This is a genomic window from Plantibacter sp. AC185, from assembly GCF_979258065.1.
This window is the reverse complement of record NZ_OZ409831.1, coordinates 983282-1007954: the sequence shown is the minus strand read 5'-3', so window position 1 is coordinate 1007954 and position 24673 is coordinate 983282. Positions and strand designations below refer to the sequence as shown.

Below are 24673 nucleotides of genomic sequence, written 5' to 3'. Positions count from 1 at the left end.
GCGGGTAGCAGAACACCAATCACTTCATCGCAATCCAGGTCGTAGCAGTGCTACGCCCAGCGCCGACCACGAGTCGGGGTGGAAGCCGGTGGATGACCACGAGGGTCGCAAGACACGAGTGGTCGTTGACAGCAGAACAGTGGTGCGACACCAGTAGTGCCAATGGCGCGGAGCAACCGAACGTTGCAAAGCGCACGATATGCGTCCAATACGGAGCGATCCGCACGACGCGAGACAGAGAGTGAGTCACACATGGCGGGACAGAAGATCCGCATCCGACTGAAGTCGTATGACCATGAGGTCATCGATACTTCGGCGCGCAAGATCGTCGACACGGTCACCCGTGCAGGCGCAACCGTCGTCGGCCCCGTGCCGCTTCCGACGGAGAAGAACGTGGTCTGCGTGATCCGTTCGCCGCACAAGTACAAGGACAGCCGGGAGCACTTCGAAATGCGCACCCACAAGCGTCTGATCGACATCATCGACCCGACCCCGAAGGCCGTCGACTCGCTCATGCGTCTCGACCTGCCGGCGGACGTCAACATCGAGATCAAGCTCTGAGCTCGGTAGAGACGGAAGGAAGACATGTCTAACACGAAGACCAGCAAGGGTCTGCTCGGCACCAAGCTCGGCATGACCCAGGTGTGGGACGAGAACAACAAGCTCGTTCCCGTCACCGTCATCGAGATCACGCCCAACGTGGTCACGCAGGTTCGCACCCCCGAGGTCGACGGCTACGACGCCGTGCAGATCGCGTACGGCCAGATCGATCCCCGCAAGGTCAGCAAGCCTGACGCGGGTCACTTCGACAAGGCCGGCGTGACGCCGCGTCGTCACCTCACCGAGGTCCGCACCGCCGACGCATCCGAGTACTCGCTCGGCCAGGAGCTCACCGTCGACGGTGTCTTCGAGGCCGGCCAGAAGGTCGACGTCGTCGGCACTTCGAAGGGTAAGGGTTTCGCCGGTGTCATGAAGCGTCACAACTTCAAGGGAACGGGCGCATCTCACGGTGCTCACCGCAACCACCGCAAGCCGGGCTCCATCGGCGCCTCCTCGACCCCGAGCCGTGTCTTCAAGGGCATGCGCATGGCCGGTCGTATGGGTGGCGAGCGCGTCACCGTGCTGAACCTCCGGGTTCACGCCATCGACGCCGAGAAGGGCCTGCTGCTCGTCAAGGGTGCCGTTCCCGGCGCTCGTGGCCGCATCGTATTCGTCCGCACCGCAGTGAAGGGAGCGTAGTTCCATGGCTATCGCTACTCTCGACGTGCTCGACACCAAGCTCAAGAAGGCCGGCACCGTCGACCTTCCTGCCGAGGTGTTCGACGTTCAGACCAACATCCCGCTCATCCACCAGGTGGTCGTCGCGCAGCTCGCTGCCGCCCGCCAGGGGACGCACAAGACCAAGCGCCGCGGCGAAGTGTCCGGTGCCGGCCGCAAGCCGTTCAAGCAGAAGGGTACGGGTAACGCTCGTCAGGGCTCCATCCGTGCACCTCAGATGACCGGCGGTGGCATCGTCCACGGTCCAGTGCCCCGCAACTACGCACAGCGCACCCCCAAGAAGATGATCGCCGCGGCTCTCCTCGGCGCCATCTCCGACCGCGCACGCGGCAGCCGCCTGCACGTCGTCGACTCCCTCTCGATCGGTGAGAAGCCGTCGACGAAGGCCGTGTCCGAGTACCTGACGAACGTCGCTTCCTCGAAGCACGTCCTGATCGTCCTCCAGCGCGACGACGAGGTCAGCCTCCGCAGCGTCCGCAACCTGCAGAACGTGCACGTGCTGTCGTACGACCAGCTGAACGCATACGACGTGCTCGTCTCCGACGACATCGTCTTCACCAAGGCCGCCTTCGAGGCATTCGTCGCCAGCAAGACCGGCAACACGGCCGCAACCGAGGAGGTCTCGGCATGACCGCGATCAACAAGGACCCCCGCGACGTCATCTTCGCGCCGGTCGTCTCCGAGAAGAGCTACAGCCTGATCGACGAGGGCAAGTACACCTTCCTCGTCGACCCGCGCTCGAACAAGACCGAGATCAAGCTCGCCATCGAGAAGATCTTCGGTGTCGAGGTCGCTTCGATCAACACCCTCACCCGTCAGGGCAAGACCCGTCGCACCAAGTTCGGCACCGGCAAGCGCAAGGACACCAAGCGCGCCATCGTGTCGCTCAAGTCGGGTTCCATCGACATCTTCACGGCTGTTGGCTAAGACGGCCGGGAACGAAGAGGAATAAGAAATGGCTATTCGTAAGTACAAGCCCACGACTCCTGGTCGTCGCGGTTCGTCTGTCGCGGACTTCGCGGAGATCACCCGCACCACGCCGGAGAAGTCGCTGCTTCGTCCGTTGTCGAAGACCGGTGGTCGCAACAACCAGGGCCGCATCACGACGCGTCACATCGGTGGTGGCCACAAGCGCCAGTACCGTCTGATCGACTTCCGTCGCAACGACAAGGACGGCGTCAACGCCAAGGTCGCTCACATCGAGTACGACCCCAACCGCACCGCGCGTATCGCGCTGCTCCACTTCGTGGACGGCACCAAGCGGTACATCCTGGCTCCGAACAAGCTCAGCCAGGGCGACGTGGTCGAGTCGGGTGCAGGCGCGGACATCAAGCCCGGTAACAACCTGCCGCTGAAGAACATCCCCACCGGTACGGTCATCCACGCGATCGAGCTCCGTCCCGGCGGCGGCGCGAAGATGGCCCGCTCCGCGGGTGCATCGGTGCGTCTCGTCGCGAAGGACGGTCCGTACGCGCAGCTCCGTCTGCCGTCCGGTGAGATCCGTAACGTCGACCTGCGCTGCCGCGCCACCATCGGTGAGGTCGGCAACGCCGAGCAGTCGAACATCAACTGGGGTAAGGCCGGACGGAAGCGCTGGCTGGGCGTCCGCCCGACCGTCCGTGGTGTCGCGATGAACCCGATCGACCACCCGCACGGTGGTGGTGAGGGCAAGACCTCCGGTGGACGTCACCCGGTCAGCCCGTGGGGCCAGAAGGAAGGCCGCACGCGCCACCCCAACAAGGAAAGCGACAAGCTCATCGTTCGTCGTCGTACCGCCGGCAAGAAGCGTAAGTAGGAGTAAGAGAAGATGCCACGCAGTCTCAAGAAGGGCCCCTTCGTCGACGACCACCTGCTCCGCAAGGTCGTCACGGCGAACGAGGCCAACAACAAGAACGTGATCAAGACCTGGTCGCGTCGATCGATGATCATCCCGGCGATGCTGGGTCACACCATCGCCGTCCACGACGGTCGCAAGCACATCCCGGTGTTCGTCACCGAGACGATGGTCGGGCACAAGCTCGGCGAGTTCGCGCCCACCCGCACCTTCCGTGGACACGTGAAGGACGACAAGAAGGGCCGTCGCCGCTAACGCGGTGACGTGAAGGAGGAAGAGAAATGGTGGAGTCGATCGCCCGCGTGCGACACATCCGCGTCACCCCCCAGAAGGCCCGTCGTGTCGTCGCGCTCATCCGTGGCAAGCAGGCTCAGGAGGCCTTGGCCATCCTGAAGTTCGCGCCACAGAGCGCCAGCGAGCCCATCTACAAGCTCGTTGCCTCGGCCATCGCGAACGCTCGCGTCACGGCCGACAAGGACAACGTGTTCCTTGACGAGCAGGACCTGTACATCGCGAAGGCGTACGTCGATGAGGGTGCAACCCTCAAGCGTTTCCGTCCCCGCGCACAGGGCCGCGCGTTCCGCATCCTCAAGCGCACCAGCCACATCACCGTCGAGCTCTCGACGCCTGATGAGACTGCCGGCGCTGCCAAGGCCAAGAAGGTGAGCAAGTAATGGGTCAGAAAGTCAATCCATACGGCTTCCGTCTGGGAATCACGACCGACCACGTGTCGCGTTGGTTCTCCGACAGCACGAAGAAGGGTCAGCGTTACAGCGACTTCGTCGCGGAAGACGTCAAGATCCGCCGTCTGCTGGCGACCTCGCTCGACCGCGCTGGTGTCAGCCGCATCGAGATCGAGCGCACCCGTGACCGCGTCCGCGTCGACATCCACACCGCCCGTCCGGGCATCGTGATCGGTCGCCGTGGCGCCGAGGCCGAGCGCATCCGCGCCGACCTCGAGAAGCTCACGAAGAAGCAGATCCAGCTGAACATCCTCGAGGTCAAGAACCCCGAGGCCGACGCTCAGCTCGTCGCGCAGGGCATCGCCGAGCAGCTCTCCGCACGTGTGGCCTTCCGCCGCGCGATGCGTAAGGGCCTGCAGGGCGCTCAGCGCACGTCCACCGTCAAGGGTGTCCGCATCCAGGTGTCCGGCCGCCTCGGCGGCGCCGAGATGAGCCGTTCCGAGTTCTACCGCGAAGGCCGTGTGCCGCTGCACACGCTCCGCGCGAACATCGACTACGGCTTCTACGAGGCGAAGACCACGTTCGGCCGCATCGGCGTGAAGGTCTGGATCTACAAGGGCGACATCACCAACAAGGAGCTTGCTCGCGAGCAGGCCAACCAGAAGTCGACGCGTCCGGAACGTCGCGACGGTGGCGACCGCCCCCGTCGGAACGCCGGTCCGAGCAGCGCCCCCAAGGCAGCTGCTGAGGCGCCCGCCGCCGCAGGAGTTGAGGCATAACCATGTTGATCCCACGCAAAGTCAAGCACCGGAAGCAGCACCACCCCGGCCGTTCCGGCCAGGCGACCGGTGGCACCAAGGTGTCGTTCGGTGAGTACGGTATCCAGGCCCTGACGCCCGCTTACGTGACCAACCGTCAGATCGAGTCCGCTCGTATCGCCATGACGCGTCACATCAAGCGTGGCGGAAAGGTGTGGATCAACATCTACCCCGACCGTCCGCTGACCAAGAAGCCCGCCGAAACCCGCATGGGTTCCGGTAAGGGTTCGCCCGAGTGGTGGGTCGCGAACGTCAAGCCGGGCCGTGTGCTGTTCGAGGTCGCCGGAGTCGATGAGACCCTGGCCCGCGAAGCGCTCACCCGTGCAATCCACAAGCTGCCCCTCAAGGCACGCATCATCAAGCGCGAGGAGGGCGACGCATAATGGCGATCGGATCCAAGGAGCTCACCCCCGTCGAGCTCGACACCTTTGAAGACCAGCGCCTCCTCGAGGAGCTCCGCAAGGCCAAGGAAGAGCTGTTCAACCTGCGCTTCCAGTCGGCCACGGGGCAGCTCGAGAACCACGGCCGCCTGCGCGCCGTGAAGCGCGACATCGCTCGCATCTACACGGTCATCCGTGAGCGCGAGCTCGGCATCCGTGCCACGCCGACCGTCGAGGTCGTCGAGGCCAAGGCTGAGAAGAAGACCAAGAAGGCCAAGGCCGCACCGAAGTCCGAGGACACCGCTGCAGCCGACGCCGAGACCACGAAGGAGGCCTAGACATGGCTACCGCTACTGACAAGGCCCCCGAGGGTCACGAGTCGGCCGAGCACGACGTCAAGGACGCCGCTGCTCGTGGCTACCGCAAGACCCGCCGTGGTCTGGTGACCAGCGACAAGATGGAGAAGACCATCGTCGTCGAGGTCGAGGACCGCGTGAAGCACCCGCTCTACGGCAAGGTCATCCGCCGCACCTCCAAGGTCAAGGCTCACGACGAGGCGAACTCCGCCGGCATCGGCGACCTCGTCCTGATCAGCGAGACCCGCCCCACCAGCGCCACCAAGCGCTGGCGTCTGGTCGAGATTCTCGAGAAGGCCAAGTAGGCCTCGCGGCTTACTGAGAGGAAAGCGAACAATGCTTCAGCAAGAATCACGAGTCAAGGTCGCCGACAACACCGGCGCCAAGGAGCTCCTGACCATTCGCGTGCTCGGTGGCTCCGGCCGCCGCTACGCGGGCCTCGGTGACACCATCGTCGCGACCGTCAAGGACGCGATCCCCGGTGGCAACGTCAAGAAGGGCGACGTCGTCAAGGCGGTCATCGTCCGCACCCGCAAGCAGACCCGTCGTTCCGACGGTTCGTACATCAAGTTCGACGAGAACGCCGCTGTCATCCTGAAGGCTGACGGGGACCCCCGTGGTACCCGCATCTTCGGACCGGTCGGCCGCGAGCTTCGTGACAAGAAGTTCATGAAGATCGTCTCGTTGGCGCCGGAGGTTATCTAAGTCATGGCAAAGATCAAGAAGGGCGACCTGGTTCAGGTCGTCTCCGGCCCGAAGCAGGACCGCGGTGGTTACCGCGGCAAGCAGGGTCGCGTCATCGAGGTCCTGGCGGACAAGAACCGGGTGATCGTGGAGGGCGTCAACTACGTCACGAAGCACTCCCGTGTCGGCCAGACCCAGCGTGGAACGAAGACCGGCGGCATCGAGACCGTCGAGGCTTCGATCCACATCTCCAACGTCGCGCTCGTCGACCCGGAGACCAAGGGCCCGACCAAGGTCGGCCACCGCAACGAGGAAGTCACGAAGGACGGCGTCACCAAGACGGTCCGCGTTCGTTACGCCAAGAAGTCAGGTAAGGACCTGTAATGACCGACACAGAAGTGGCGACTGGCAAAATCCAGCCCCGTCTCAAGCAGAAGTACCGCGCTGAGATCCTTCCGCAGCTGCAGAAGGACTTCGGCTTCACGAACGTGCACCAGGTGCCCGGACTCGTGAAGGTCGTCGTCAACACCGGTGTGGGCGAGGCCGCTCGCGACAGCAAGGTCATCGACGGCGCTGTTTCGGACCTTACCAAGATCACCGGCCAGAAGCCGCAGGTCACCAAGGCACGCAAGTCCATCGCGCAGTTCAAGCTGCGCGAGGGTCAGCCCATCGGCGCCCACGTCACGCTTCGTGGCGACCGCGCTTGGGAGTTCCTCGACCGCCTGCTGAGCCTCGCTCTTCCGCGTATCCGCGACTTCCGCGGTCTCTCGGACAAGCAGTTCGACGGCAACGGCAACTACACCTTCGGTCTCCAGGAGCAGTCCATGTTCCACGAGATCGACCAGGACAAGATCGATCGTGTCCGCGGCTTCGACATCACTGTCGTGACCACGGCCAAGAACGACGACGAGGGTCGCGCGCTGCTCAAGGCGCTCGGCTTCCCGTTCAAGGCGGCTGAGTCCAAGTAGGCTGAGCTTCTGCCCGGTCCTCGGTGTATGTCGAGGACCGGGCTTCCGCCCGTTCGGGGCACTCCTGCCCAGAACGGTTCAACCACCACAGGTCGGCACCCTTGCACAGGATGTCGAAACCTGGTGAACAAAGGAAACACTCGATATGACCATGACAGATCCGGTCGCAGACATGCTGACCAGACTGCGCAATGCGAACTCGGCGCACCACGACACCGTGTCGATGCCGCACTCCAAGCTCAAGGTGAACATCGCCGAGATCCTCAAGTCCGAGGGCTACATCTCCGGCTGGGAGGTCGCTGACGCGGCCGTCGGACAGACGCTCTCGCTGAGCCTCAAGTTCGGCCCGAACCGCGAGCGCTCCATCGCCGGCATCAAGCGCGTCTCGAAGCCCGGCCTCCGCGTCTACGCGAAGTCGAACGAGATCCCCAAGGTCCTCGGCGGCCTCGGCGTCGTCATCCTGTCCACCTCCAGCGGCCTCCTCACGGACCGCCAGGCCGAGAAGAAGGGCGTGGGTGGGGAAGTCCTCGCCTACGTGTGGTAGCCAGTCATGTCTCGTATTGGAAGACTCCCCATCGACATCCCGGCAGGCGTCACCATCGACGTCGCCGGTCAGAACGTCACCGTCAAGGGCCCGAAGGGTGAGCTCCAGCTCACCGTCGCGAGCCCCATCGAGGTCAAGCTCGAAGACGCACAGCTGCTCGTCACGCGTCCCGACGACGAGCGCAACTCGCGCTCGCTCCACGGCCTGACCCGCACGCTCATCGCGAACCAGATCATCGGCGTCACCCAGGGCTACACCAAGGGCCTCGAGGTCGTCGGTACCGGTTACCGCGTCGCTCAGAAGGGCAGCGCCGTCGAGTTCGCGCTCGGCTTCTCGCACCCCGTCACCGTCGAGCCGCCGGTCGGCATCACGCTGACCGTCGAGGGCAACAACAAGCTCACGGTCGCCGGTATCGACAAGCAGGCCGTCGGCGAGGTCGCCGCCAACATCCGTAAGATCCGCAAGCCCGAGCCGTACAAGGGCAAGGGTGTGCGCTACGCCGGCGAGATCGTGCGTCGCAAGGCCGGAAAGGCTGGTAAGTAACCATGGCTCGTCCAACGAAGACTGCCGCACGTGGCCGTCGCCACACGCGTCTGCGCAAGAAGGTCGAGGGTACCGCGGTCCGTCCGCGCCTCGTCGTCAACCGTTCAGCCCGTCACGTGTTCGTGCAGGTTGTCGATGACACGAAGGGTCACACCCTCGTCTCCGCCTCGACCATGGAGGACACCCTCCGGACGTTCGACGGCGACAAGACCGCCAAGTCGCGCAAGGTCGGCGAACTCATCGCCGAGCGTGCCAAGGCAGCCGGCATCGACGATGTCGTATTTGACCGTGGAGGCAACCGCTACGCAGGTCGCGTGGCAGCAATTGCCGATGGTGCTCGAGAGGGCGGATTGAACCTGTGAGCGAAGACAACAAGCAGCAGCAAGAGCCTGTGGCGACCGTGGCCGAGGCCCCGGTCGAGACCGCGGCATCGACGGCGCCCACCGGCGACCGCGAGCCGCGCGAGGCGCGCCGCGGAGGCCGCGAGCGCAACCCCAACCGCGACCGCGGTAGCCGCGACAGCGACAAGAGCCAGTTCCTGGAGCGCGTCGTGACCATCAACCGTGTCTCGAAGGTCGTGAAGGGTGGTCGTCGCTTCAGCTTCACCGCCCTCGTGGTCGTCGGTGACGGCAACGGCATGGTCGGCGTCGGCTACGGCAAGGCTCGCGAAGTCCCGCTCGCGATCGCGAAGGGCGTCGAAGAGGCGAAGAAGAACTTCTTCCGCGTCCCGCGCGTCGGCTCGACCATCCCGCACCCCACCCAGGGTGAGGCAGCAGCCGGTGTGGTGCTCCTGCGCCCCGCCGCCGCTGGTACCGGTGTCATCGCCGGTGGTCCCGTCCGCGCCGTCCTCGAGTGCGCCGGGATCCACGACGTGCTGAGCAAGTCGCTCGGTTCGTCCAACACGATCAACATCGTCCACGCGACCGTCACGGCGCTGAAGCAGCTCGAGGAACCTCGTGCCGTCGCAGCCCGTCGTGGTCTCGAGTTCGACCAGGTCGCTCCGGCCCGCCTGCTCCGTGCAGAGGCAGAGGCCGTTCAGGCGGCCGCTGCTGCGAAGGTAGGTGCCTGATGGCCCAGCTGAGGATCACCCAGATCAAGGGCAGAATTAGTGAGAAGCAGAACCAGCGCGACACGCTTCGCAGCCTGGGTCTCCGTCGCATCGGTGCTGTCGTCGTCCGCCCGGACAACGCGCAGAACCGCGGCTACGTGAACACTGTTGCTCACCTCGTACAGGTTGAGGAGATCGACTAATGGCTGAGAAGAACGAAACCACTGAGGAGAAGGCCCCCAAGGCCGCTGCGAAGGCAGCTCCGAAGACGGCTGCCGCGAAGGCCGAGCCCAAGGCGAAGGCTGCCCCCAAGGCTGCTGCCGCCAAGAAGCCCGCGAAGGACGAGCCCGCTGAGAAGCGCGAGCAGGTCCTGAAGGTGCACCACCTGCGTCCGGCCGCCGGGGCCAAGAAGTCCCGGATGCGCGTCGGCCGTGGTGAGGCGTCCAAGGGTAAGACCGCTGGTCGCGGTACCAAGGGTACGAAGGCGCGTTACAACGTCAAGGTCGGCTTCGAGGGTGGGCAGATGCCGCTGCACATGCGCACCCCGAAGCTCCGTGGCTTCAAGAACCCCTTCCGCGTCGAGTACCAGGTCGTGAACCTGGAGAAGCTCGCCGAGCTGTACCCGAAGGGTGGCGACGTCACCACGGTGGACCTCGTCGCCAAGGGTGCCGTCCGGAAGAACGAGAAGGTCAAGGTTCTCGGAAACGGTGACATCTCGGTTAAGCTGAATGTCGCGGTTGACAAGGTCTCCGGCTCAGCTGAGCAGAAGATCGTGGCAGCCGGGGGCAGCGTCAAGTAGCCCTCGGCCGGCTCCGCACAGGAGCTCACTCGGGTGGCCGGCATCATGCCGGTCACCCGGGCCGACCCCGCAACATCTCACAGGAGGCCCCTTTTGTTCAGCGCCATCGGCCGGATCTTCCGGACCCCGGATCTTCGTCGCAAGATCGGGTTCACGCTCGGGATCATCGCCATCTACCGGCTGGGGTCCTTCATCCCCGCTCCGTTCGTGAACTTCCCGAACGTGCAGCAGTGCCTCGCGAACCAGCAGGCCGCCGGCGCATCAGGCCTCTACGAGCTCGTCAACCTCTTCAGTGGTGGCGCGCTCCTCCAACTCTCCATCTTCGCGCTGGGCATCATGCCCTACATCACCGCGTCGATCATCGTCCAGCTCCTCCGCGTGGTCATCCCGCACTTCGAGACGCTGCACAAAGAAGGCCAGGCCGGCCAGGGCAAGCTGACGCAGTACACGCGGTACCTCACGATCTTCCTCGGCATCCTCCAGTCGACGACGCTCATCACGGTCGCCAAGAGCGGTGCACTGTTCGGCAACCAGGGCGGCGTCTGCGCCGACCTCATCACCGCCCAGGGCGGCACCTGGTACGGCATGCTCCTCATGGTCGTCACCATGACCGCGGGCACCGGCCTCGTCATGTGGATGGCCGAGCTCGTCACCGAGCGCGGCGTCGGCAACGGCATGTCGCTCCTCATCTTCACCTCGATCGCAGCCACCTTCCCGGGCTCGCTGGCCGCCATCTGGACCGCGAAGGGCCCGGAGGTCTTCCTCCTCGTACTCGCCGTCGGCCTCGTGATCGTCGGACTCGTCGTCTTCGTCGAGCAGTCGCAACGTCGCATCCCGGTGCAGTACGCGAAGCGGATGGTCGGACGCAGGACGTACGGCGGCAACAACACGTACATCCCCATCAAGGTCAACATGGCCGGTGTGGTGCCCGTCATCTTCGCGTCGTCGATCCTGTACCTGCCGGCCCTCATCGCGCAGTTCAACCAGCCGACGACCGGCACACCGGCACCCTGGGTCCTGTGGATCCAGCAGTACCTCACCAAGGGTGACCACCCGCTGTACATGCTCATGTACTTCCTGCTCATCGTCGGCTTCACCTACTTCTACGTCGCGATCACCTTCAACCCCGAAGAGGTCGCCGACAACATGAAGAAGTACGGCGGGTTCATCCCCGGCATCCGTGCCGGACGCCCGACGGCCGAATACCTCGACTACGTGCTGACCCGCGTGACCCTGCCCGGATCGATCTACCTGGGGTTGATCGCGCTGCTGCCGCTCATCGCCCTGGCGTTGGTGGGCGCGAACGCCAACTTCCCGTTCGGCGGCGCATCGATCCTCATCATCGTCGGTGTCGGGCTCGAGACGGTCAAGCAGATCGACTCGCAGCTCCAGCAGCGTCACTACGAAGGGCTCCTGCGTTGAGCGCGGCAGCCGGCAAGCCCCGTCTGCTCATCGTCGGTCCTCCGGGATCCGGCAAGGGCACCCAGGCGGCCTTCCTCGCGGAGCGCTTCGACATCCCCGCGATCTCGACGGGCGACATCTTCCGCGCGAACATCAAGGAGGGTACGGCGCTCGGGAAGCAGGTCCAGGCGATCGTGAGCGAGGGCGGGTACGTTCCCGACTCGTTGACGAACGAGATCGTCCGCGACCGGCTCCACCAGCCCGACGCCGTCGAGGGGTTCTTGCTCGACGGGTATCCGCGGACCACCGACCAGGTGGTCGCGCTGGACGCGCTGCTCGCGGAGAACGACGCGAGCCTCAACGCTGTCGTGCAGCTGCAGGCCGACACAGAAGAAGTCGTCGCTCGACTCCTCAAGCGTGCCGCCGAGCAGGGTCGCACCGACGACACGGAAGAGGTCATCCGCCACCGGCTCGACCTCTACGCACACGAGACCGCGCCGCTGATCGAGGTCTTCACCGCTCGCGGGCTCGTCGTGGCGGTCGACGGCCTCGGTGAGGTCGACGAGGTCACCGCGCGGATCGATGCCGCCCTCGCCGCCCGCGGCATCATCGTCCCGGCCGTCTGACGCACGGACACGTCCACCACGGTGTTCCGGAAGTCGATCTACAAGACCCCTGACCAGATCCGCGCGATGCTCGCGCCGGGGCTGGCCACAGCGGCCTCGCTCGATGCAGTGCGCGCGCTCGTCGCCCCCGGGGTGACGACGCTGCAACTCGATGCGGCTGCCGAGGCGGCCATCGTCGCGGCCGGCGGGCACTCCAACTTCAAGCTCGTCCCCGGCTATCGGCACACGGTCTGCACCTCGGTCAACGAGGACGTGGTCCACGGCATCCCCGGGTCACGCGTGCTGCAGGCGGGCGACATCGTGTCGATCGACAGCGGCGCCGAGATCGACGGCTGGAACGGCGACTCCGCGATGACCATCGTGCTGCCGGATCCCACGCGCCCGGAGCTCGTCACCGAGCGCGAGCGGCTCTCGGCGGTGACGGAGGGTTCGCTGTGGGCCGGGATCGCCGAGCTCGCGACCGCCCGACACCTCAACCAGGTCGGTGCCGCGATCGAGGAGTACGTCGAGGACCACTCGCCCGAGGGGAAGCCCTACGGGATCCTCACCGACTACGTGGGGCACGGCATCGGACGCACGATGCACGAGGCGCCGCCGGTGTTCAACTACCGTGTCCGCCAGCGTGGCCCCGAAGTGAAGCCCGGACTCGTGGTGGCCATCGAACCGATGGTGGTCGCCGGGAGCCCCGACACCTTCGTCCGTGACGACGAATGGACCGTCGCCACGCTCGACGGTGGTTCGGCTGCGCACTGGGAGCACAGCGTCGCCGTGCACCGCGACGGCATCTGGGTCCTGACCGCTCACGACGGCGGCGCCGAGGCTCTCGCCGCGTTCGGCGTCACCCCGGTCCGTCCCGCCTGACCGAGCGTCAGCCCGGTCGCCGTCCCGACCTCGTCCGTCCCGGTAGAGTTGCTCGGCATGAGCGTGCCGATCGTGTTCTTTCTCGACGTCCTCCCAGCGGACACCGTCATCGACGACGCCGACCTCGCGGCCACGATCACGCCGGCCGGCGACGGGTCCGGCGTCTTGAGCGTCTTCGATCTGGGCCCCGCGCGGGGGGACGGGATCTTCGAGACGATCGGTGTCGTCGGCCGGCACCCGCAGTCGGTCGACGCGCATCTCGATCGGCTGACCGAGTCGGCGACCATCCTCGATCTGCCCGCGCCGAACCACGCACAGTGGCGGCTCGCGATCTCGCGCGCGATCGCGGAACTCCCCGACGTCGATCAGAGCGCCGTCCGACTCGTCGTGACGCGGGGGAGTGGCGGGCGCCCGACCGCGTGGATCTCGGCGACGCCGGCTGACGGCTTCCCCGAGCGTGAGAACGGCATCGAGGTCGTCCTGCTCGACCGCGGTCTCGCGAGCGATGTGCAGGAGCGTTCGCCGTGGCTGCTCGCCGGCGCCAAGACGCTGTCGTACGCGGTCAACATGGCCGCGCTCCGGGAGGCGCACCGACGTGGAGCGGACGACGTGCTCTTCGTCAGCAGCGACGGCTTCGTCCTCGAGGGCCCGACCTCCACCGTGGTCGTGCGGATCGGCGGCAGTTTCGTGACACCGCCTCCGTCGAGTGGGATCCTGCCCGGCACCACGCAGCTCGCGCTCTGGGCCCATCTCGAGGAGCAGGGGTTCCCGCACGAGTACCGGATGCTGACACCGGAGGACGTGCTCGACGCGGAGGCGGCATGGCTGCTCTCCAGCGTCCGACTGGCCGCGCCGGTGCGTGCCGTGGACGGACGCCCGCTGCCGATGGACGCCGGTCTCACGGCGCAGATCAACGACGCGCTGCGCTCCCGCACCGACTGACGGGCCCTGGCCGACGTCGAGTTGGCGAAACCCGGAAACATAGCATAGAATCGATCTTTGGTGCTTTCTGCATGCCTTCGGCGAGCCGACATCCGCACCGCAATCCATCCGCACGACCAGTGCGACTCAACCTGAGCGACAGTGAGGCTATGGCCAAAAAAGACGGCGTCATCGAGATCGAGGGCCAAGTGGTCGAGGCTCTGCCCAACGCGATGTTCCGCGTTGAGCTGACCAACGGACACAAGGTACTTGCCCACATTTCGGGCAAAATGCGTCAGCACTACATCCGCATCCTCCCAGAGGACCGCGTGATCGTGGAACTGACCCCCTACGACCTGACCCGTGGTCGGATCGTCTACCGCTACAAGTAGGTCGCGCTGTAAGTAACGGCCGGACGCGCCGCCACCATCCGGTGGTGGGCCCGGCACGATGACAGCGAAAAGAGAGAACTATGAAGGTCAAGCCCAGCGTCAAGAAGATCTGCGACAAGTGCAAGGTCATCCGTCGCAACGGCCGCGTCATGGTCATCTGCGAGAACCCGCGCCACAAGCAGCGCCAGGGTTGATCTCAGAGGATCTGCAGCACGCAGCCCTGAGCACCACAGCACCACCCCTCTAACGGCAGTTCCAGATCCCGCAGCACATCGTGCGCCGCGGGTGACACCTCGGGTCGGAGGCCCGAGCACCGGAACTGCTCCACACCTCCACAACTCCTAGGAGAAGCCACCATGGCACGTCTCGCCGGCGTAGACATCCCACGCGACAAGCGCGTGGAAGTTGCACTGACGTACATCTACGGTGTTGGCCGCACGCGGTCACTCAAGACCCTCGCCGACACCGGCATCAGCGGAGACATCCGCGTGAAGGATCTCACCGATGACCAGCTGATCGCCCTGCGCGATTACATCGAGGGCACCTTCAAGGTCGAGGGTGACCTCCGCCGTGAGGTCGCCGCCGACATCCGCCGCAAGGTGGAGATCGGGTCCTACCAGGGCATCCGTCACCGTCGTGGACTTCCGGTCCGCGGCCAGCGCACCAAGACCAACGCGCGCACCCGCAAGGGCCCGAAGCGCACCGTCGCCGGCAAGAAGAAGGCTCGCTAGGCCCCGCCTAGTCGCCTCGTCATAGGACTCAGGAGATATTCATGGCAGCACCAAAGTCGGCCGTTCGGAAGCCGCGTAAGAAGGAAAAGAAGAACATCGCCGTGGGCCAGGCCCACATCAAGTCGACGTTCAACAACACGATCGTCTCGATCACCGACCCCTCGGGCGCGGTCATCAGCTGGGCTTCGTCCGGTGGCGTCGGCTTCAAGGGTTCGCGCAAGTCGACCCCGTTCGCCGCACAGCTCGCCGCCGAGTCGGCTGCGCGTCAGGCGCAGGAGCACGGCATGAAGAAGGTCGACGTCTTCGTCAAGGGACCCGGCTCCGGCCGCGAGACCGCGATCCGTTCCCTCCAGGCCGCAGGCCTCGAGGTCGGCTCGATCAACGACGTCACGCCTCAGGCACACAACGGCTGCCGCCCCCCGAAGCGTCGCCGCGTCTAATTCCTTCGGTTCACCGGCCGTGATCCGTCCGTAGCGATCGTCTGATCGCCGCGGACGGATCACGGCATGGTCCTGGTGACCAGGGCCAGCGAACACCATTCACTACCTCGCCAACGCAAGTGTCATATAGCGGACACTTAGCCGAAAGGAATCCATAGTGCTCATCGCACAGCGCCCTACGCTCACCGAAGAATCCATCTCGGAGTTCCGCAGCCGGTTCATCATCGAGCCGCTCGAGCCAGGCTTCGGGTACACCCTCGGGAACTCGCTCCGTCGCACCCTGCTGTCGTCCATCCCGGGTGCAGCCGTCACCAGCATCCGCATCGACGGCGTGCTGCACGAGTTCAGCACGATCCCCGGTGTCAAGGAAGACGTCACCGAGATCATCCTGAACATCAAGGGCCTCGTCGTCTCCAGCGAGCACGACGAGCCGATCACGGCGTACCTCCGCAAGACCGGCGCAGGCCAGGTCACCGCAGCCGACATCTCGGCTCCGGCCGGCGTCGAGGTCCACAACCCGGACCTCGTCATCGCGACCCTCAACGACAAGGCGAAGTTCGAGCTCGAGCTCACGATCGAGCGTGGCCGCGGCTACGTGTCGGCCACGCAGAACCGCAACGAGTTCAGCGAAGCCGGTCAGATCCCCGTCGACTCGATCTACTCGCCCGTCCTCAAGGTGACCTACCGCGTCGAGGCGACTCGTGCCGGTGAGCGCACCGACTTCGACCGCCTGGTCGTCGACGTCGAGTCGAAGCCGGCCATCACGCCGCGCGACGCCATCGCGTCGGCCGGTCGCACGCTGACCGAGCTGTTCGGCCTGGCTCGCGAGCTCAACACCGCCGCAGAGGGCATCGAGATCGGCCCCGCGCCGGTCGACGCCGTGCTGCCGGGCGAGCTCTCGATCCCGATCGAGGACCTCGACCTCTCCGTGCGCTCGTACAACTGCCTCAAGCGCGAGGGCATCAACAACGTCAGCGAGCTCGTCGCGCTGTCGGAGACGCAGCTCATGAACATCCGCAACTTCGGACAGAAGTCGGTGGATGAAGTTCGCGACAAGCTCACCGAAATGGGCCTCTCCCTGAAGGACTCGGTTCCCGGGTTCGACGGCGCCCACTTCTACAGCGGCTACGACGACGAGACCGTCTCCTAGCACGCGATCCACCTGACGACTTTCCAACCTGAAGAGAGACAAGAATGCCTACTCCCACCAAGGGACCCCGCCTCGGAGGCGGACCTGCCCACGAGCGTCTCCTGCTCGCCAACCTCGCTGCTGCGCTGTTCACCCACAAGCGCATCCAGACCACCGAGACCAAGGCGAAGCGCCTGCGTCCGCTCGCTGAGCGCCTGATCACCTTCGCGAAGCGCGGCGACCTGCACGCCCGCCGTCGGGTGCTCGCGACCATCACCGACAAGAGCGTCGTCCACGAGCTCTTCACGGAGATCGCGCCCCTCGTCGCCGACCGTCAGGGTGGCTACACGCGCATCATCAAGACCGGTTACCGCAAGGGCGACAACGCTCCGATGGCCGTGATCGAGCTCGTCCTCGAGCCCGTCACGCCGAAGGCGAAGCCGGCCAAGCAGTCCGCGAAGCACGCCGCAGCGCCGGTCGACGAGGCTCCGGCCGAGGAGACCCCCGCCGAGACCTCGGCCGACGCCGAGGCGACGGAAGCCGTCGAGGCGACCGAGACCGACGGCGAGTCCGTCGACGCCGGCGAGACCACCGACGAGGCTCCCGCGAAGGACGCCAAGTAGGTTCAGCGACACACGAACGGAACCCCGCTCTCCACCTGGAGGGCGGGGTTCCGTCGTTCCTGGCGGCGCTGCGACGGTGTCCTAGGCTGGAGACATGAGTACCACTCCCGCCGTTCCGGCCGGCCAGCCGGCCCTGCCACAGCACCCCGACGTCGACCAATGGCGTCCGGCGGTCCGCGCGGACATCGACGACATCGTGGCGCTGTGCCGCGCCATGGATCCGTTCGACAACCCCCACCGGGTGACGAGCCGCGACGAGATCGCGGACCAGTTCGACCACGCGTGGATCGACATGGCTGCGGACAGCCTGCTGGCGATCGCCGCCGACGGCACGCTGGTCGCCTACGCGATGGTGATCCTGTCGCCCTCACGAGACGTGTCCGTGTATTCGTACGTCTTCGGCGGCGTGCATCCCGCATGGCGTGAGCGGGGGATCGGTCGCGGGCTGCTCGCGTGGTCGCTGGAACGGTCCGAGCAGCAGCTGGCCTCCGTCGAGACGGGTGCTCCAGCTTCCTCCCGGGCCTACGTCGACGAACGGAACCCGGGGGCGGCGCGCCTGTTGGAACGGTTCGGCTTCGCCGTGGCGCGGTACTTCACGATCATGGAACGCGATCTCTCCGCGCCCGTCGACGAGATCGACGTGCCCGACGGTGTCCGACTCGAGGCGTACCACCCGGAGGTGGCCGAACGCACGAGGGAGGCTCGGAATGACTCGTTCCGGGATCACTGGGGCAGTCTGGAGACGGTCCCGGCGATGTGGGCGCAGTTCGTCGGCGGATCCCACTTCCGCGACGACCTCTCGGTGGTCGCGATCGACGACGACGGGCGGGTCGTCGGCTTCACGCTGGCCGAGGTGGACGAGGACAGCTGGTCCGCGCAGGGGTTCACCAGCGCGTACATCGCCCTCGTCGGGACCGTCCGCGACTGGCGTGGCCGACGACTCGCGCCGGCTCTGCTTGCCACCGCGCTTCGTCGGATCCAGGCAGCCGGCCTCGAGCGGGCGACGCTGGAGGTCGACACGGCCAGCCCCACGGGTGCACTCGGGCTGTATGAACGACAGGGCTTCGTCGCGACGACGCGTGATCTGGCGTACGTCCGTGAGCGCTGAACAGGTCGCGGCAGCGGAGGTTCTCCCGACCCAGCGGTTCCGGCTCGCCATCGCGTACGACGGCACGGACTTCGCCGGATGGGCGAAGCAGCCGGGGCTCCGGACGGTCGAGGGGGTCCTGGAGGAGGCGCTGTATCGCGTGCTCGGGAAGACCGTCCCGCCCATGCCACGGTTCGTGGTGGCCGGACGGACGGATGCCGGGGTGCACGCGGCCGGTCAAGTGGCCCACCTCGACCTCACCGAGCCACAGCTCGCGAAGATCACGCGATTGCAGGGGCGCCACGCCGAGTTCCACGACGGGACGCCGCGGAACGAGACCGCGAGCTCCCTCCTCGTGCGTCGACTGAACGGCGTGCTCGGGATGGACCGCGACGTCGTGATCCACACGGCGGAACCGGCGTCGGAGGGCTTCGACGCGCGCTTCTCGGCGGTCTGGCGTCACTACCGCTACCGCCTCGCGGACGCCGACGTCCGCAAGGACCCGATCCTCCGGCGGACGACGAGCTGGACGACGGCGTCGCTCGACGTCGAGCTGCTCCACCGGGCGGCCACCTCGCTCGTCGGGCTCCACGACTTCCAGGCGTACTGCAAACCGAGACCGCGCGCGACGACCATCCGGACCCTGCAGTCCTTCAGCTGGGAGCGGGACGAGGCGGGCGTGCTCGTGGCGAGCCTCACCGCCGACGCGTTCTGCCACAGCATGGTGCGGGCGCTCGTCGGCGCCTGCGTCGCCGTGGGGGAGGGGCGCATGTCGCTCGACGAGGTCGTCCGGCTCCGCGACGGCGGACGCCGCGAGATCGACTTCCGGGTGATGCCGGCGCGCGGACTCACCCTCGTCGAGGTCGTGTACCCCGAGCCGGGGCTGTTGCATGCGCGGGCCGCCGAGACCCGACAGCGGCGGAGCCACGAGCACGTGGAAGCGAGCGCCGAGTGAGGTTCCCGGTGGGAATTGACCGCCGGGACGTCGTCGCGTAGACTCTCCCGTTGGTGCCTGCGCCTTCTGCGGCGCGGTACCCGAAGTTGAGCCCTCCACCTCGGGCGTTCCGTTCGGAACACCCAACAGGAGCGGGATTCACGAACGACCAACTCCGACCAGAAAGCAGCACTATTGTGACGCGCACGTATTCCCCGAAGGCCAGTGAGATCACGCACGACTGGGTCGTCATCGACGCCACCGACGTGGTCCTCGGCCGCCTGGCCAGCCACGCTGCAGCGCTCCTGCGCGGCAAGCACAAGGCGACCTTCTCCCCTCACATGGACGGTGGCGACTTCGTCATCATCATCAACGCCGACAAGGTGGCCCTCACCGGCGCCAAGCTCCTGCAGAAGAAGGCCTACCGCCACTCCGGTTACCCGGGCGGGCTCTCGGCCGTCACCTACGCCGAGCTCCTCGAGAAGAACCCGATCCGCGCCGTCGAGAAGGCGATCCGCGGCATGCTGCCGAAGAACACGCTCGGCCGCGACCAGCTGAAGAAGCTCAAGGTCTACACGGGCAGCGAGCACCCGCACGCCGCTCAGCAGCCCAAGCCGTTCACGCTCGACCAGGTCGCCCAGTAAGCACCGGACAAGAAAAAAGGATTACACAGTGGCGAACATCGCAGATTCCATCGAAGAGACCCCGCAGAGCTACTCCACCGAGTCGGCTCCTGAAGCAGCAGTCACCGCACCTCGCGCCGTGCTGAGCGTCCCCGGCGCAGCCGTCGGCCGTCGCAAGCAGGCCATCGCCCGCGTGCGTCTCGTCCCCGGCAGCGGCACCATCACGGTCAACGGCCGCACGCTCGAGGACTACTTCCCGAACAAGCTGCACCAGCAGCTCATCAACGACCCGTTCACCGTCCTCGACCTGGCCGGCGGCTACGACGTCATCGCACGCATCTCCGGTGGTGGCCCCTCGGGCCAGGCCGGCGCGCTGCGCCTCGGCATCGCTCGCTCGCTGAACCAGATCGACGAGGAGAACAACCGCGCCACCCTGAAGAAGGCCGGCTTCCTCTCCCGCGACGCTCGCGTCAAGGAGCGCAAGAAGGCCGGACTCAAGAAGGCCCGTAAGGCTCCGCAGTTCTCGAAGCGCTAAGCGCTCTCAAGACAAGCGAAGCTCGATGCCTCAGCTGTTTGGTACCGACGGCGTACGCGGACTCGCGAACGCCGACCTGACGGCAGACCTCGCTCTCGGCCTTGCCCAAGCCACCGCAGTGGTGCTTGGGCAAGGCCGTAGTGCTGAGGCCCGCCGTGCCGCCGGGAAGCGCCCGGTCGCCGTGCTCGCACGCGACCCACGTATCTCCGGCGAGTTCCTGTCCGCCGCCGTCGCGGCGGGCCTGGCGTCCTCGGGCGTCGACGTGCTCGAGGCAGGCGTGCTGCCCACGCCCGCGACGGCGTTCCTCATCGCCGACATCGACGCCGACTTCGGTGTGATGATCTCCGCCTCGCACAACCCCGCGCCCGACAACGGGATCAAGATCTTCGCCCGCGGCGGCACGAAGCTGCCCGACGCCGTGGAACGCCGGATCGAGGAGTACCTCGACCGCCCCAAGCTCAGCCCGACCGGCGCAGACGTCGGCCGGATCATCCGCTTCGCCGACGCCGAGGACCGCTACGTCCTCCACCTGCTCGGCAGCCTCCCGAACCGCCTGGACGGCATCCATGTCGTCCTCGACTGCGCGCACGGCGCGGCCGCGGGAGTGTCGCCGGAGACCTTCCGCGACGCCGGGGCCAAGGTCACGATCATCGGCAACGACCCCGACGGCATGAACATCAACGACGGCGTCGGCTCCACGCACCTCGACCTCCTGTCCAAGGCGGTCCTCGAGCACGGTGCCGACCTCGGCATCGCACACGACGGCGACGCCGACCGTTGCCTGGCGGTCGACGCTGCGGGCAAGGTCGTCGACGGCGACCAGATCATGGCCATCCTCGCCGTCTCGATGCAGGAGCGCGGCAAGCTCAAGGACGACACGCTCGTCGCCACGGTGATGAGCAACCTCGGCCTGCACGTCGCGATGCGCGAGCACGGCATCAACGTCGTCCAGACCGGGGTCGGCGACCGCTACGTCCTCGAGGCGATGAACGCGAACGCCTATTCGCTCGGCGGTGAGCAGTCGGGCCACGTGATCATGGCCGACTACGCGACCACCGGCGACGGCATCCTCACCGGCCTGCACATCGTGGCCGAGATGGCGCGCACCGGGAAGACGCTGGCGGAGCTCGCCGCGGTGATGCAGGTGTACCCGCAGATCCTCGTCAACGTCACGGGTGTCGACCGCACGCGCCTCGTCGGCGACGAGGTCGTCGACGCTGCCGTACAGGCTGCCGAAGCCGAGCTCGGAGACGACGGACGCGTGCTGTTGCGGCCGTCCGGCACCGAGCAGCTCGTCCGGGTCATGGTCGAGGCGGCCGACCAGCCGACCGCCGATCGCCTGGCGCACCGCCTCGCCGACGTCGTCCGCGAGCGACTCGCCATCTGAGTCGTCCGGCGGCGGGTCGGCACCTCAGCTGTGGAAGAGTGATCGCATGACTTCGACGACGACGGGCGGTGCCTCCGGGCAGCCGACGCCCTACGTGGAGATCGACCGTGCCGAATGGGCGCGACTCGCTCCGGAGACGGCCACACCGCTCAGCGAGACCGAGGTCGTGCAGATCCGTGGCCTCGGCGACCGTCTCGACATGCGGGAGGTCGAGGAGGTCTACGTGCCGCTCAGCCGGCTGCTGAGCCTGTACGCGAAGGGCACCCAGGACCTCGGGCGAGCGACGAGCCGGTTCCTCGGCGACCAGGCGCTCCGGACGCCGTTCGTGATCGGTGTGGCGGGTTCCGTGGCCGTCGGCAAGTCGACCATCGCGCGGCTGCTGCGCGAACTGCTGTCGCGCTGGCCGGACACCCCTCACGTCGAACTCGTGACGACCGACGGCTTCCTCTACCCGAACGAGGAGCTCCAGCGGCGCGGCATCATGGATCGCAAGGGCTTCCCCGAGTCGTACGACCGGCGCGCGCTCCTGCGGTTCATCACCGCGGTGAAGAGCGGTGCCGCCGAGGTGCGGGCACCGTTCTACTCGCACCTGCGTTACGACATCATCCCGACGGCGCAGGTCGTCGTCCGGCGCCCCGACGTCCTGATCGTCGAGGGCTTGAACGTGCTGCAGCCGGCTGCGACGGCGAGCGGACTGGCGATCAGCGACCTGTTCGACTTCAGCATCTACGTCGACGCACGGACGCGCGACATCGAGTCCTGGTACGTCGACCGCTTCATGGCGCTCAAGCGGGGCGCGTTCTCGAACCCGAACTCCTTCTTCAACGTGTTCGCCGAGCTCTCCGATGAGGAGGCGGCCGATCAGGCGCGTGGGTTCTGGCGCTCGATCAACGAGCCGAACCTCATCGACAACATCCGCCCGACCCGCTCACGCGCCAAGCTGGTGCTGCGGAAGGACTCCGATCACACGGTGTCCTCGGTGCTGCTCCGCAAGCTCTGACCCGCGGCAGGGGAGGGGCCCGGGAACCGGTGGATCTCGGCGAGACCGTCCTGCTCCGAGGCTGAGCGCCGGCACCTCGAGGTTGGTGCAGGATCCTCGCAAAATCGCCCGATTATGCTGCTCTACATGTGTGGAATCGTAGGGTACGTCGGGAACGACAAGACGGTGGACGTCCTCATGGGCGGACTCAAGCGGCTCGAGTACCGGGGGTACGACTCAGCCGGGATCGCCGTGCTCGACGCGACGGGTTCGCTGAACACCCGGAAGCGCGCCGGGAAGCTGGCCGTCCTCACCGAGGACCTCGCCGCGAACCCCATCGCGCCGGGCTCGACCGGTATCGGTCACACCCGTTGGGCGACCCATGGTGGACCGACGGACCGCAACGCGCACCCGCACCTCGGTGACGAAGGACGCCTCGCGCTCATCCACAACGGCATCATCGAGAACTTCGCCGAGCTGCGCGCAGAGCTCCTCGCAGACGGCTTCACCTTCGAGAGCGACACCGACACCGAGATCGCCGCCGTGCTGATCGGCCGCGAGTACCGTTCCACCGGCGACCTCACCGAGGCCTTCCGTCGTGTCGTCGCTCGCCTGGACGGCGCCTTCACGCTGCTCGCCATGCACCAGGACCTGCCCGGCGTCGTCATCGGTGCGCGTCGGAACTCGCCGCTCGTCATCGGGCTCGGCGACGGCGAGAACTTCCTCGGGTCGGACGTCGCCGCGTTCGTGCAGTACACCCAGCGCGCGGTCGCGATCGGTCAGGACCAGATGGTCGTCATCACGCCTGACGACGTGACGGTCACCGACTTCTCCGGCAACCACGTCGTGACCGAGCCGTTCGAGATCCAATGGGACGCTTCGGCGGCCGACAAGGGCGGCTGGTCGAGCTTCATGGCGAAGGAGATCAGCGAGGAGCCCGACGCGGTCGCGAACACGATCCGCGGGCGGGTCGAGGGCGGCCAGGTCGTCATCCCCGAACTCGCCGGTCTCGACGAGCTCTTCCTCGACATCAACCGCATCGTGATCATCGCGTGTGGCACCGCCGCCTACGCGGGCACGGTCGGCACCTACGCGATCGAGCGCTGGGCCGGGATCCCGGTCACCGTCGAGCTGAGCCACGAGTTCCGCTACCGCGACCCGGTCATCGACGCGCGCACGCTCGTCATCTCGGTGAGCCAGTCGGGCGAGACCATGGACACGCTCATGGCGGTGCGTTTCGCGAGCGAGTCCGGCGCGAAGACGTTGTCGATCTGCAACACCCAGGGCGCCACGATCGCGCGCGAGTCGGACGCCGTGGTGTACACCCACGCGGGGCCCGAGGTCGCGGTCGCGTCCACGAAGGCGTTCACCGCTCAGATCACGGCGCTGTACCTGTTCGGGCTGCACCTCGCGCGGGTCCGCGGCACCCAGACTCCGCAGTTCCTGGCGTCGCAGGTCGAGGAGCTGCAGGCCGTGCCCGACAAGATCGCCAGCATCCTCGGCGCCTCCGAGAAGATCGCGCAGCTCGCCCACTGGATGGCCGACTCCCGCGCGGTGCTCTTCCTCGGTCGCCACGTCGGGTACCCGATCGCGCTCGAGGGTGCGCTGAAGCTCAAGGAGCTCGCGTACATCCACGCTGAAGGCTTCGCCGGTGGCGAGCTCAAGCACGGCCCGATCGCCCTGATCGAGCCGGGCCAGCCCGTCTTCGTCGTCGTCCCGAGCCCACGTGGCTCGGCGATCCTGCACCCGAAGGTCATCTCGACCATCGAGGAGATCCGCGCACGTGGTGCCCGGGTCATCGCGATCGCGGAGCAGGGCGACGCCGCCGTCCTGCCCTCGGCCGACGAGGTCATCCCGATCCCGCTCGCCGGTCCGCTGTTCGAGCCCCTGCTCGCCGTCATCCCGCTGCACATCTTCGCGATGGAGCTCGCGACGGCGAAGGGCCTCGACGTCGACCAGCCGCGCAACCTCGCGAAGTCCGTCACGGTCGAGTAGGGGCGGTCCGCGGGGTCCGAGGTGGCCCGTCGTGCGGGCCACCGGGCCGCGCAGGACGGCCGTAGAGTAGAGGG

At 66.6% G+C, this 24673-nt stretch carries 37 protein-coding genes; all 37 read left to right on the top strand.

Annotated elements, in window-relative coordinates; translation table 11 throughout:
* The first annotated feature begins 252 nt into the window (after positions 1–252).
* The 37 genes from rpsJ (at position 253) to glmS (ending at position 24599) form a co-directional block, all read left to right on the top strand.
* On the top strand, positions 253–561 hold the full coding sequence (rpsJ, locus tag ACZZZB_RS04900) for a 30S ribosomal protein S10 (protein WP_005050520.1): 309 nt from the start codon (positions 253–255) through the stop codon (positions 559–561).
* A 24-nt stretch (positions 562–585) separates the two neighbouring features.
* Positions 586–1239 (top strand): 50S ribosomal protein L3, encoded by a 654-nt coding sequence (gene rplC / locus ACZZZB_RS04895; RefSeq protein WP_056008154.1) that lies wholly within the window; start codon positions 586–588, stop codon positions 1237–1239.
* A 4-nt stretch (positions 1240–1243) separates the two neighbouring features.
* Positions 1244–1909 carry a 50S ribosomal protein L4 gene (rplD, locus tag ACZZZB_RS04890; protein WP_079705263.1) on the top strand — a complete coding sequence of 222 codons (666 nt, stop codon included), beginning with the start codon at positions 1244–1246 and terminating at the stop codon, positions 1907–1909.
* Entirely contained in the window at positions 1906–2205 is a 300-nt protein-coding gene (gene rplW / locus ACZZZB_RS04885) for a 50S ribosomal protein L23 (protein WP_056008147.1), read from the top strand. The genes rplD and rplW overlap by 4 nt, the downstream gene beginning before the upstream one ends.
* A 28-nt stretch (positions 2206–2233) precedes the next feature.
* Positions 2234–3073: a 50S ribosomal protein L2 gene (rplB, locus tag ACZZZB_RS04880; protein WP_064296701.1), complete on the top strand. Its 840-nt coding sequence runs from the start codon at positions 2234–2236 to the stop codon at positions 3071–3073.
* Positions 3074–3085: 12 nt separating this feature from the next.
* On the top strand, positions 3086–3367 hold the full coding sequence (rpsS, locus tag ACZZZB_RS04875) for a 30S ribosomal protein S19 (RefSeq protein ID WP_064296700.1): 282 nt from the start codon (positions 3086–3088) through the stop codon (positions 3365–3367).
* 26 nt (positions 3368–3393) lie between these two features.
* Positions 3394–3786, top strand: a complete 393-nt coding sequence (gene rplV / locus ACZZZB_RS04870; protein WP_056008137.1) for a 50S ribosomal protein L22 — start codon at positions 3394–3396, stop codon at positions 3784–3786.
* On the top strand, positions 3786–4574 hold the full coding sequence (gene rpsC, locus ACZZZB_RS04865; protein WP_064296699.1) for a 30S ribosomal protein S3: 789 nt from the start codon (positions 3786–3788) through the stop codon (positions 4572–4574). The genes rplV and rpsC overlap by 1 nt, the downstream gene beginning before the upstream one ends.
* Before the next feature lie 2 nt (positions 4575–4576).
* Complete coding sequence (gene rplP / locus ACZZZB_RS04860) at positions 4577–4996, top strand: 50S ribosomal protein L16 (RefSeq protein WP_056008131.1); 420 nt, start codon at positions 4577–4579, stop codon at positions 4994–4996.
* Positions 4996–5331, top strand: coding sequence for a 50S ribosomal protein L29 (rpmC, locus tag ACZZZB_RS04855; protein WP_079705264.1), 336 nt, complete (start codon positions 4996–4998; stop codon positions 5329–5331). Before rplP ends, rpmC begins: the two co-directional genes overlap by 1 nt.
* A 2-nt stretch (positions 5332–5333) precedes the next feature.
* Positions 5334–5654, top strand: a complete 321-nt coding sequence (gene rpsQ / locus ACZZZB_RS04850) for a 30S ribosomal protein S17 (RefSeq protein WP_056008125.1) — start codon at positions 5334–5336, stop codon at positions 5652–5654.
* A gap of 31 nt (positions 5655–5685) precedes the next feature.
* The gene (gene rplN / locus ACZZZB_RS04845; RefSeq protein WP_064296696.1) at positions 5686–6054 is read left to right on the top strand and encodes a 50S ribosomal protein L14; all 369 of its coding nucleotides are present in this window, start codon (positions 5686–5688) and stop codon (positions 6052–6054) included.
* A gap of 3 nt (positions 6055–6057) precedes the next feature.
* Positions 6058–6417, top strand: coding sequence for a 50S ribosomal protein L24 (gene rplX, locus ACZZZB_RS04840; RefSeq protein ID WP_056008121.1), 360 nt, complete (start codon positions 6058–6060; stop codon positions 6415–6417).
* The gene (rplE, locus tag ACZZZB_RS04835) at positions 6417–7001 is read left to right on the top strand and encodes a 50S ribosomal protein L5 (protein WP_056008119.1); all 585 of its coding nucleotides are present in this window, start codon (positions 6417–6419) and stop codon (positions 6999–7001) included. Before rplX ends, rplE begins: the two co-directional genes overlap by 1 nt.
* Before the next feature lie 145 nt (positions 7002–7146).
* Entirely contained in the window at positions 7147–7545 is a 399-nt protein-coding gene (rpsH, locus tag ACZZZB_RS04830; protein WP_064296695.1) for a 30S ribosomal protein S8, read from the top strand.
* Between the two features lie 6 nt (positions 7546–7551).
* Positions 7552–8088 (top strand): 50S ribosomal protein L6, encoded by a 537-nt coding sequence (gene rplF, locus ACZZZB_RS04825; protein ID WP_064296694.1) that lies wholly within the window; start codon positions 7552–7554, stop codon positions 8086–8088.
* 2 nt (positions 8089–8090) lie between these two features.
* On the top strand, positions 8091–8450 hold the full coding sequence (rplR, locus tag ACZZZB_RS04820; RefSeq protein WP_064296693.1) for a 50S ribosomal protein L18: 360 nt from the start codon (positions 8091–8093) through the stop codon (positions 8448–8450).
* Positions 8451–8488: 38 nt separating this feature from the next.
* Entirely contained in the window at positions 8489–9157 is a 669-nt protein-coding gene (rpsE, locus tag ACZZZB_RS04815) for a 30S ribosomal protein S5 (RefSeq protein ID WP_229939737.1), read from the top strand.
* On the top strand, positions 9157–9339 hold the full coding sequence (gene rpmD, locus ACZZZB_RS04810; RefSeq protein WP_079001710.1) for a 50S ribosomal protein L30: 183 nt from the start codon (positions 9157–9159) through the stop codon (positions 9337–9339). Before rpsE ends, rpmD begins: the two co-directional genes overlap by 1 nt.
* Complete coding sequence (rplO, locus tag ACZZZB_RS04805) at positions 9339–9935, top strand: 50S ribosomal protein L15 (protein ID WP_079705265.1); 597 nt, start codon at positions 9339–9341, stop codon at positions 9933–9935. Before rpmD ends, rplO begins: the two co-directional genes overlap by 1 nt.
* 93 nt (positions 9936–10028) lie before the next feature.
* Positions 10029–11357: a preprotein translocase subunit SecY gene (gene secY / locus ACZZZB_RS04800; RefSeq protein ID WP_064296691.1), complete on the top strand. Its 1329-nt coding sequence runs from the start codon at positions 10029–10031 to the stop codon at positions 11355–11357.
* The gene (locus ACZZZB_RS04795; RefSeq protein ID WP_192004669.1) at positions 11354–11962 is read left to right on the top strand and encodes an adenylate kinase; all 609 of its coding nucleotides are present in this window, start codon (positions 11354–11356) and stop codon (positions 11960–11962) included. Before secY ends, ACZZZB_RS04795 begins: the two co-directional genes overlap by 4 nt.
* A gap of 21 nt (positions 11963–11983) precedes the next feature.
* Positions 11984–12823, top strand: a complete 840-nt coding sequence (gene map, locus ACZZZB_RS04790) for a type I methionyl aminopeptidase (RefSeq protein ID WP_192004670.1) — start codon at positions 11984–11986, stop codon at positions 12821–12823.
* Positions 12824–12880: 57 nt separating this feature from the next.
* Positions 12881–13765: an aminodeoxychorismate lyase gene (locus ACZZZB_RS04785; protein WP_463529099.1), complete on the top strand. Its 885-nt coding sequence runs from the start codon at positions 12881–12883 to the stop codon at positions 13763–13765.
* Between the two features lie 149 nt (positions 13766–13914).
* Positions 13915–14136 (top strand): translation initiation factor IF-1, encoded by a 222-nt coding sequence (gene infA, locus ACZZZB_RS04780; RefSeq protein WP_017885304.1) that lies wholly within the window; start codon positions 13915–13917, stop codon positions 14134–14136.
* 80 nt (positions 14137–14216) lie between these two features.
* Entirely contained in the window at positions 14217–14330 is a 114-nt protein-coding gene (gene rpmJ, locus ACZZZB_RS04775) for a 50S ribosomal protein L36 (RefSeq protein ID WP_021759549.1), read from the top strand.
* 162 nt (positions 14331–14492) lie between these two features.
* Positions 14493–14867: a 30S ribosomal protein S13 gene (rpsM, locus tag ACZZZB_RS04770; protein ID WP_064296688.1), complete on the top strand. Its 375-nt coding sequence runs from the start codon at positions 14493–14495 to the stop codon at positions 14865–14867.
* Between the two features lie 41 nt (positions 14868–14908).
* Positions 14909–15307 (top strand): 30S ribosomal protein S11, encoded by a 399-nt coding sequence (gene rpsK, locus ACZZZB_RS04765; protein WP_056008094.1) that lies wholly within the window; start codon positions 14909–14911, stop codon positions 15305–15307.
* Between the two features lie 157 nt (positions 15308–15464).
* The gene (locus ACZZZB_RS04760) at positions 15465–16457 is read left to right on the top strand and encodes a DNA-directed RNA polymerase subunit alpha (RefSeq protein WP_056008091.1); all 993 of its coding nucleotides are present in this window, start codon (positions 15465–15467) and stop codon (positions 16455–16457) included.
* A gap of 44 nt (positions 16458–16501) precedes the next feature.
* Positions 16502–17059, top strand: a complete 558-nt coding sequence (gene rplQ, locus ACZZZB_RS04755) for a 50S ribosomal protein L17 (protein WP_085510253.1) — start codon at positions 16502–16504, stop codon at positions 17057–17059.
* Between the two features lie 94 nt (positions 17060–17153).
* On the top strand, positions 17154–18167 hold the full coding sequence (locus tag ACZZZB_RS04750; protein ID WP_463529098.1) for a GNAT family N-acetyltransferase: 1014 nt from the start codon (positions 17154–17156) through the stop codon (positions 18165–18167).
* The gene (gene truA, locus ACZZZB_RS04745; RefSeq protein WP_463529097.1) at positions 18157–19101 is read left to right on the top strand and encodes a tRNA pseudouridine(38-40) synthase TruA; all 945 of its coding nucleotides are present in this window, start codon (positions 18157–18159) and stop codon (positions 19099–19101) included. Before ACZZZB_RS04750 ends, truA begins: the two co-directional genes overlap by 11 nt.
* Positions 19102–19277: 176 nt before the next feature.
* Positions 19278–19724: a 50S ribosomal protein L13 gene (gene rplM / locus ACZZZB_RS04740; protein ID WP_071259493.1), complete on the top strand. Its 447-nt coding sequence runs from the start codon at positions 19278–19280 to the stop codon at positions 19722–19724.
* Positions 19725–19752: 28 nt separating this feature from the next.
* A complete protein-coding gene (gene rpsI, locus ACZZZB_RS04735) occupies positions 19753–20238 on the top strand; it encodes a 30S ribosomal protein S9 (protein WP_064296683.1) in 486 nt (161 codons plus the stop codon).
* A gap of 25 nt (positions 20239–20263) precedes the next feature.
* The gene (gene glmM, locus ACZZZB_RS04730) at positions 20264–21625 is read left to right on the top strand and encodes a phosphoglucosamine mutase (protein ID WP_079705270.1); all 1362 of its coding nucleotides are present in this window, start codon (positions 20264–20266) and stop codon (positions 21623–21625) included.
* A 46-nt stretch (positions 21626–21671) separates the two neighbouring features.
* Positions 21672–22625, top strand: a complete 954-nt coding sequence (gene coaA / locus ACZZZB_RS04725) for a type I pantothenate kinase (protein ID WP_064296681.1) — start codon at positions 21672–21674, stop codon at positions 22623–22625.
* A gap of 126 nt (positions 22626–22751) precedes the next feature.
* The gene (gene glmS, locus ACZZZB_RS04720) at positions 22752–24599 is read left to right on the top strand and encodes a glutamine--fructose-6-phosphate transaminase (isomerizing) (RefSeq protein ID WP_079706234.1); all 1848 of its coding nucleotides are present in this window, start codon (positions 22752–22754) and stop codon (positions 24597–24599) included.
* Positions 24600–24673 lie beyond the last annotated feature (74 nt).

What these genes read in the sequence shown, in the direction of transcription:
- rpsJ (WP_005050520.1), top strand. Translation starts at nt 253, where the DNA reads ATGGCGGGACAGAAGATCCGCATCCGACTGAAGTCGTATGACCATGAG.
- rplC (WP_056008154.1), top strand. Translation starts at nt 586, where the DNA reads ATGTCTAACACGAAGACCAGCAAGGGTCTGCTCGGCACCAAGCTCGGC.
- rplD (WP_079705263.1), top strand. Translation starts at nt 1,244, where the DNA reads ATGGCTATCGCTACTCTCGACGTGCTCGACACCAAGCTCAAGAAGGCC.
- rplW (WP_056008147.1), top strand. Translation starts at nt 1,906, where the DNA reads ATGACCGCGATCAACAAGGACCCCCGCGACGTCATCTTCGCGCCGGTC.
- rplB (WP_064296701.1), top strand. Translation starts at nt 2,234, where the DNA reads ATGGCTATTCGTAAGTACAAGCCCACGACTCCTGGTCGTCGCGGTTCG.
- rpsS (WP_064296700.1), top strand. Translation starts at nt 3,086, where the DNA reads ATGCCACGCAGTCTCAAGAAGGGCCCCTTCGTCGACGACCACCTGCTC.
- rplV (WP_056008137.1), top strand. Translation starts at nt 3,394, where the DNA reads ATGGTGGAGTCGATCGCCCGCGTGCGACACATCCGCGTCACCCCCCAG.
- rpsC (WP_064296699.1), top strand. Translation starts at nt 3,786, where the DNA reads ATGGGTCAGAAAGTCAATCCATACGGCTTCCGTCTGGGAATCACGACC.
- rplP (WP_056008131.1), top strand. Translation starts at nt 4,577, where the DNA reads ATGTTGATCCCACGCAAAGTCAAGCACCGGAAGCAGCACCACCCCGGC.
- rpmC (WP_079705264.1), top strand. Translation starts at nt 4,996, where the DNA reads ATGGCGATCGGATCCAAGGAGCTCACCCCCGTCGAGCTCGACACCTTT.
- rpsQ (WP_056008125.1), top strand. Translation starts at nt 5,334, where the DNA reads ATGGCTACCGCTACTGACAAGGCCCCCGAGGGTCACGAGTCGGCCGAG.
- rplN (WP_064296696.1), top strand. Translation starts at nt 5,686, where the DNA reads ATGCTTCAGCAAGAATCACGAGTCAAGGTCGCCGACAACACCGGCGCC.
- rplX (WP_056008121.1), top strand. Translation starts at nt 6,058, where the DNA reads ATGGCAAAGATCAAGAAGGGCGACCTGGTTCAGGTCGTCTCCGGCCCG.
- rplE (WP_056008119.1), top strand. Translation starts at nt 6,417, where the DNA reads ATGACCGACACAGAAGTGGCGACTGGCAAAATCCAGCCCCGTCTCAAG.
- rpsH (WP_064296695.1), top strand. Translation starts at nt 7,147, where the DNA reads ATGACCATGACAGATCCGGTCGCAGACATGCTGACCAGACTGCGCAAT.
- rplF (WP_064296694.1), top strand. Translation starts at nt 7,552, where the DNA reads ATGTCTCGTATTGGAAGACTCCCCATCGACATCCCGGCAGGCGTCACC.
- rplR (WP_064296693.1), top strand. Translation starts at nt 8,091, where the DNA reads ATGGCTCGTCCAACGAAGACTGCCGCACGTGGCCGTCGCCACACGCGT.
- rpmD (WP_079001710.1), top strand. Translation starts at nt 9,157, where the DNA reads ATGGCCCAGCTGAGGATCACCCAGATCAAGGGCAGAATTAGTGAGAAG.
- rplO (WP_079705265.1), top strand. Translation starts at nt 9,339, where the DNA reads ATGGCTGAGAAGAACGAAACCACTGAGGAGAAGGCCCCCAAGGCCGCT.
- ACZZZB_RS04785 (WP_463529099.1), top strand. Translation starts at nt 12,881, where the DNA reads ATGAGCGTGCCGATCGTGTTCTTTCTCGACGTCCTCCCAGCGGACACC.
- infA (WP_017885304.1), top strand. Translation starts at nt 13,915, where the DNA reads ATGGCCAAAAAAGACGGCGTCATCGAGATCGAGGGCCAAGTGGTCGAG.
- rpmJ (WP_021759549.1), top strand. Translation starts at nt 14,217, where the DNA reads ATGAAGGTCAAGCCCAGCGTCAAGAAGATCTGCGACAAGTGCAAGGTC.
- rpsM (WP_064296688.1), top strand. Translation starts at nt 14,493, where the DNA reads ATGGCACGTCTCGCCGGCGTAGACATCCCACGCGACAAGCGCGTGGAA.
- rpsK (WP_056008094.1), top strand. Translation starts at nt 14,909, where the DNA reads ATGGCAGCACCAAAGTCGGCCGTTCGGAAGCCGCGTAAGAAGGAAAAG.
- rplQ (WP_085510253.1), top strand. Translation starts at nt 16,502, where the DNA reads ATGCCTACTCCCACCAAGGGACCCCGCCTCGGAGGCGGACCTGCCCAC.
- ACZZZB_RS04750 (WP_463529098.1), top strand. Translation starts at nt 17,154, where the DNA reads ATGAGTACCACTCCCGCCGTTCCGGCCGGCCAGCCGGCCCTGCCACAG.
- glmM (WP_079705270.1), top strand. Translation starts at nt 20,264, where the DNA reads ATGCCTCAGCTGTTTGGTACCGACGGCGTACGCGGACTCGCGAACGCC.
- coaA (WP_064296681.1), top strand. Translation starts at nt 21,672, where the DNA reads ATGACTTCGACGACGACGGGCGGTGCCTCCGGGCAGCCGACGCCCTAC.
- glmS (WP_079706234.1), top strand. Translation starts at nt 22,752, where the DNA reads ATGTGTGGAATCGTAGGGTACGTCGGGAACGACAAGACGGTGGACGTC.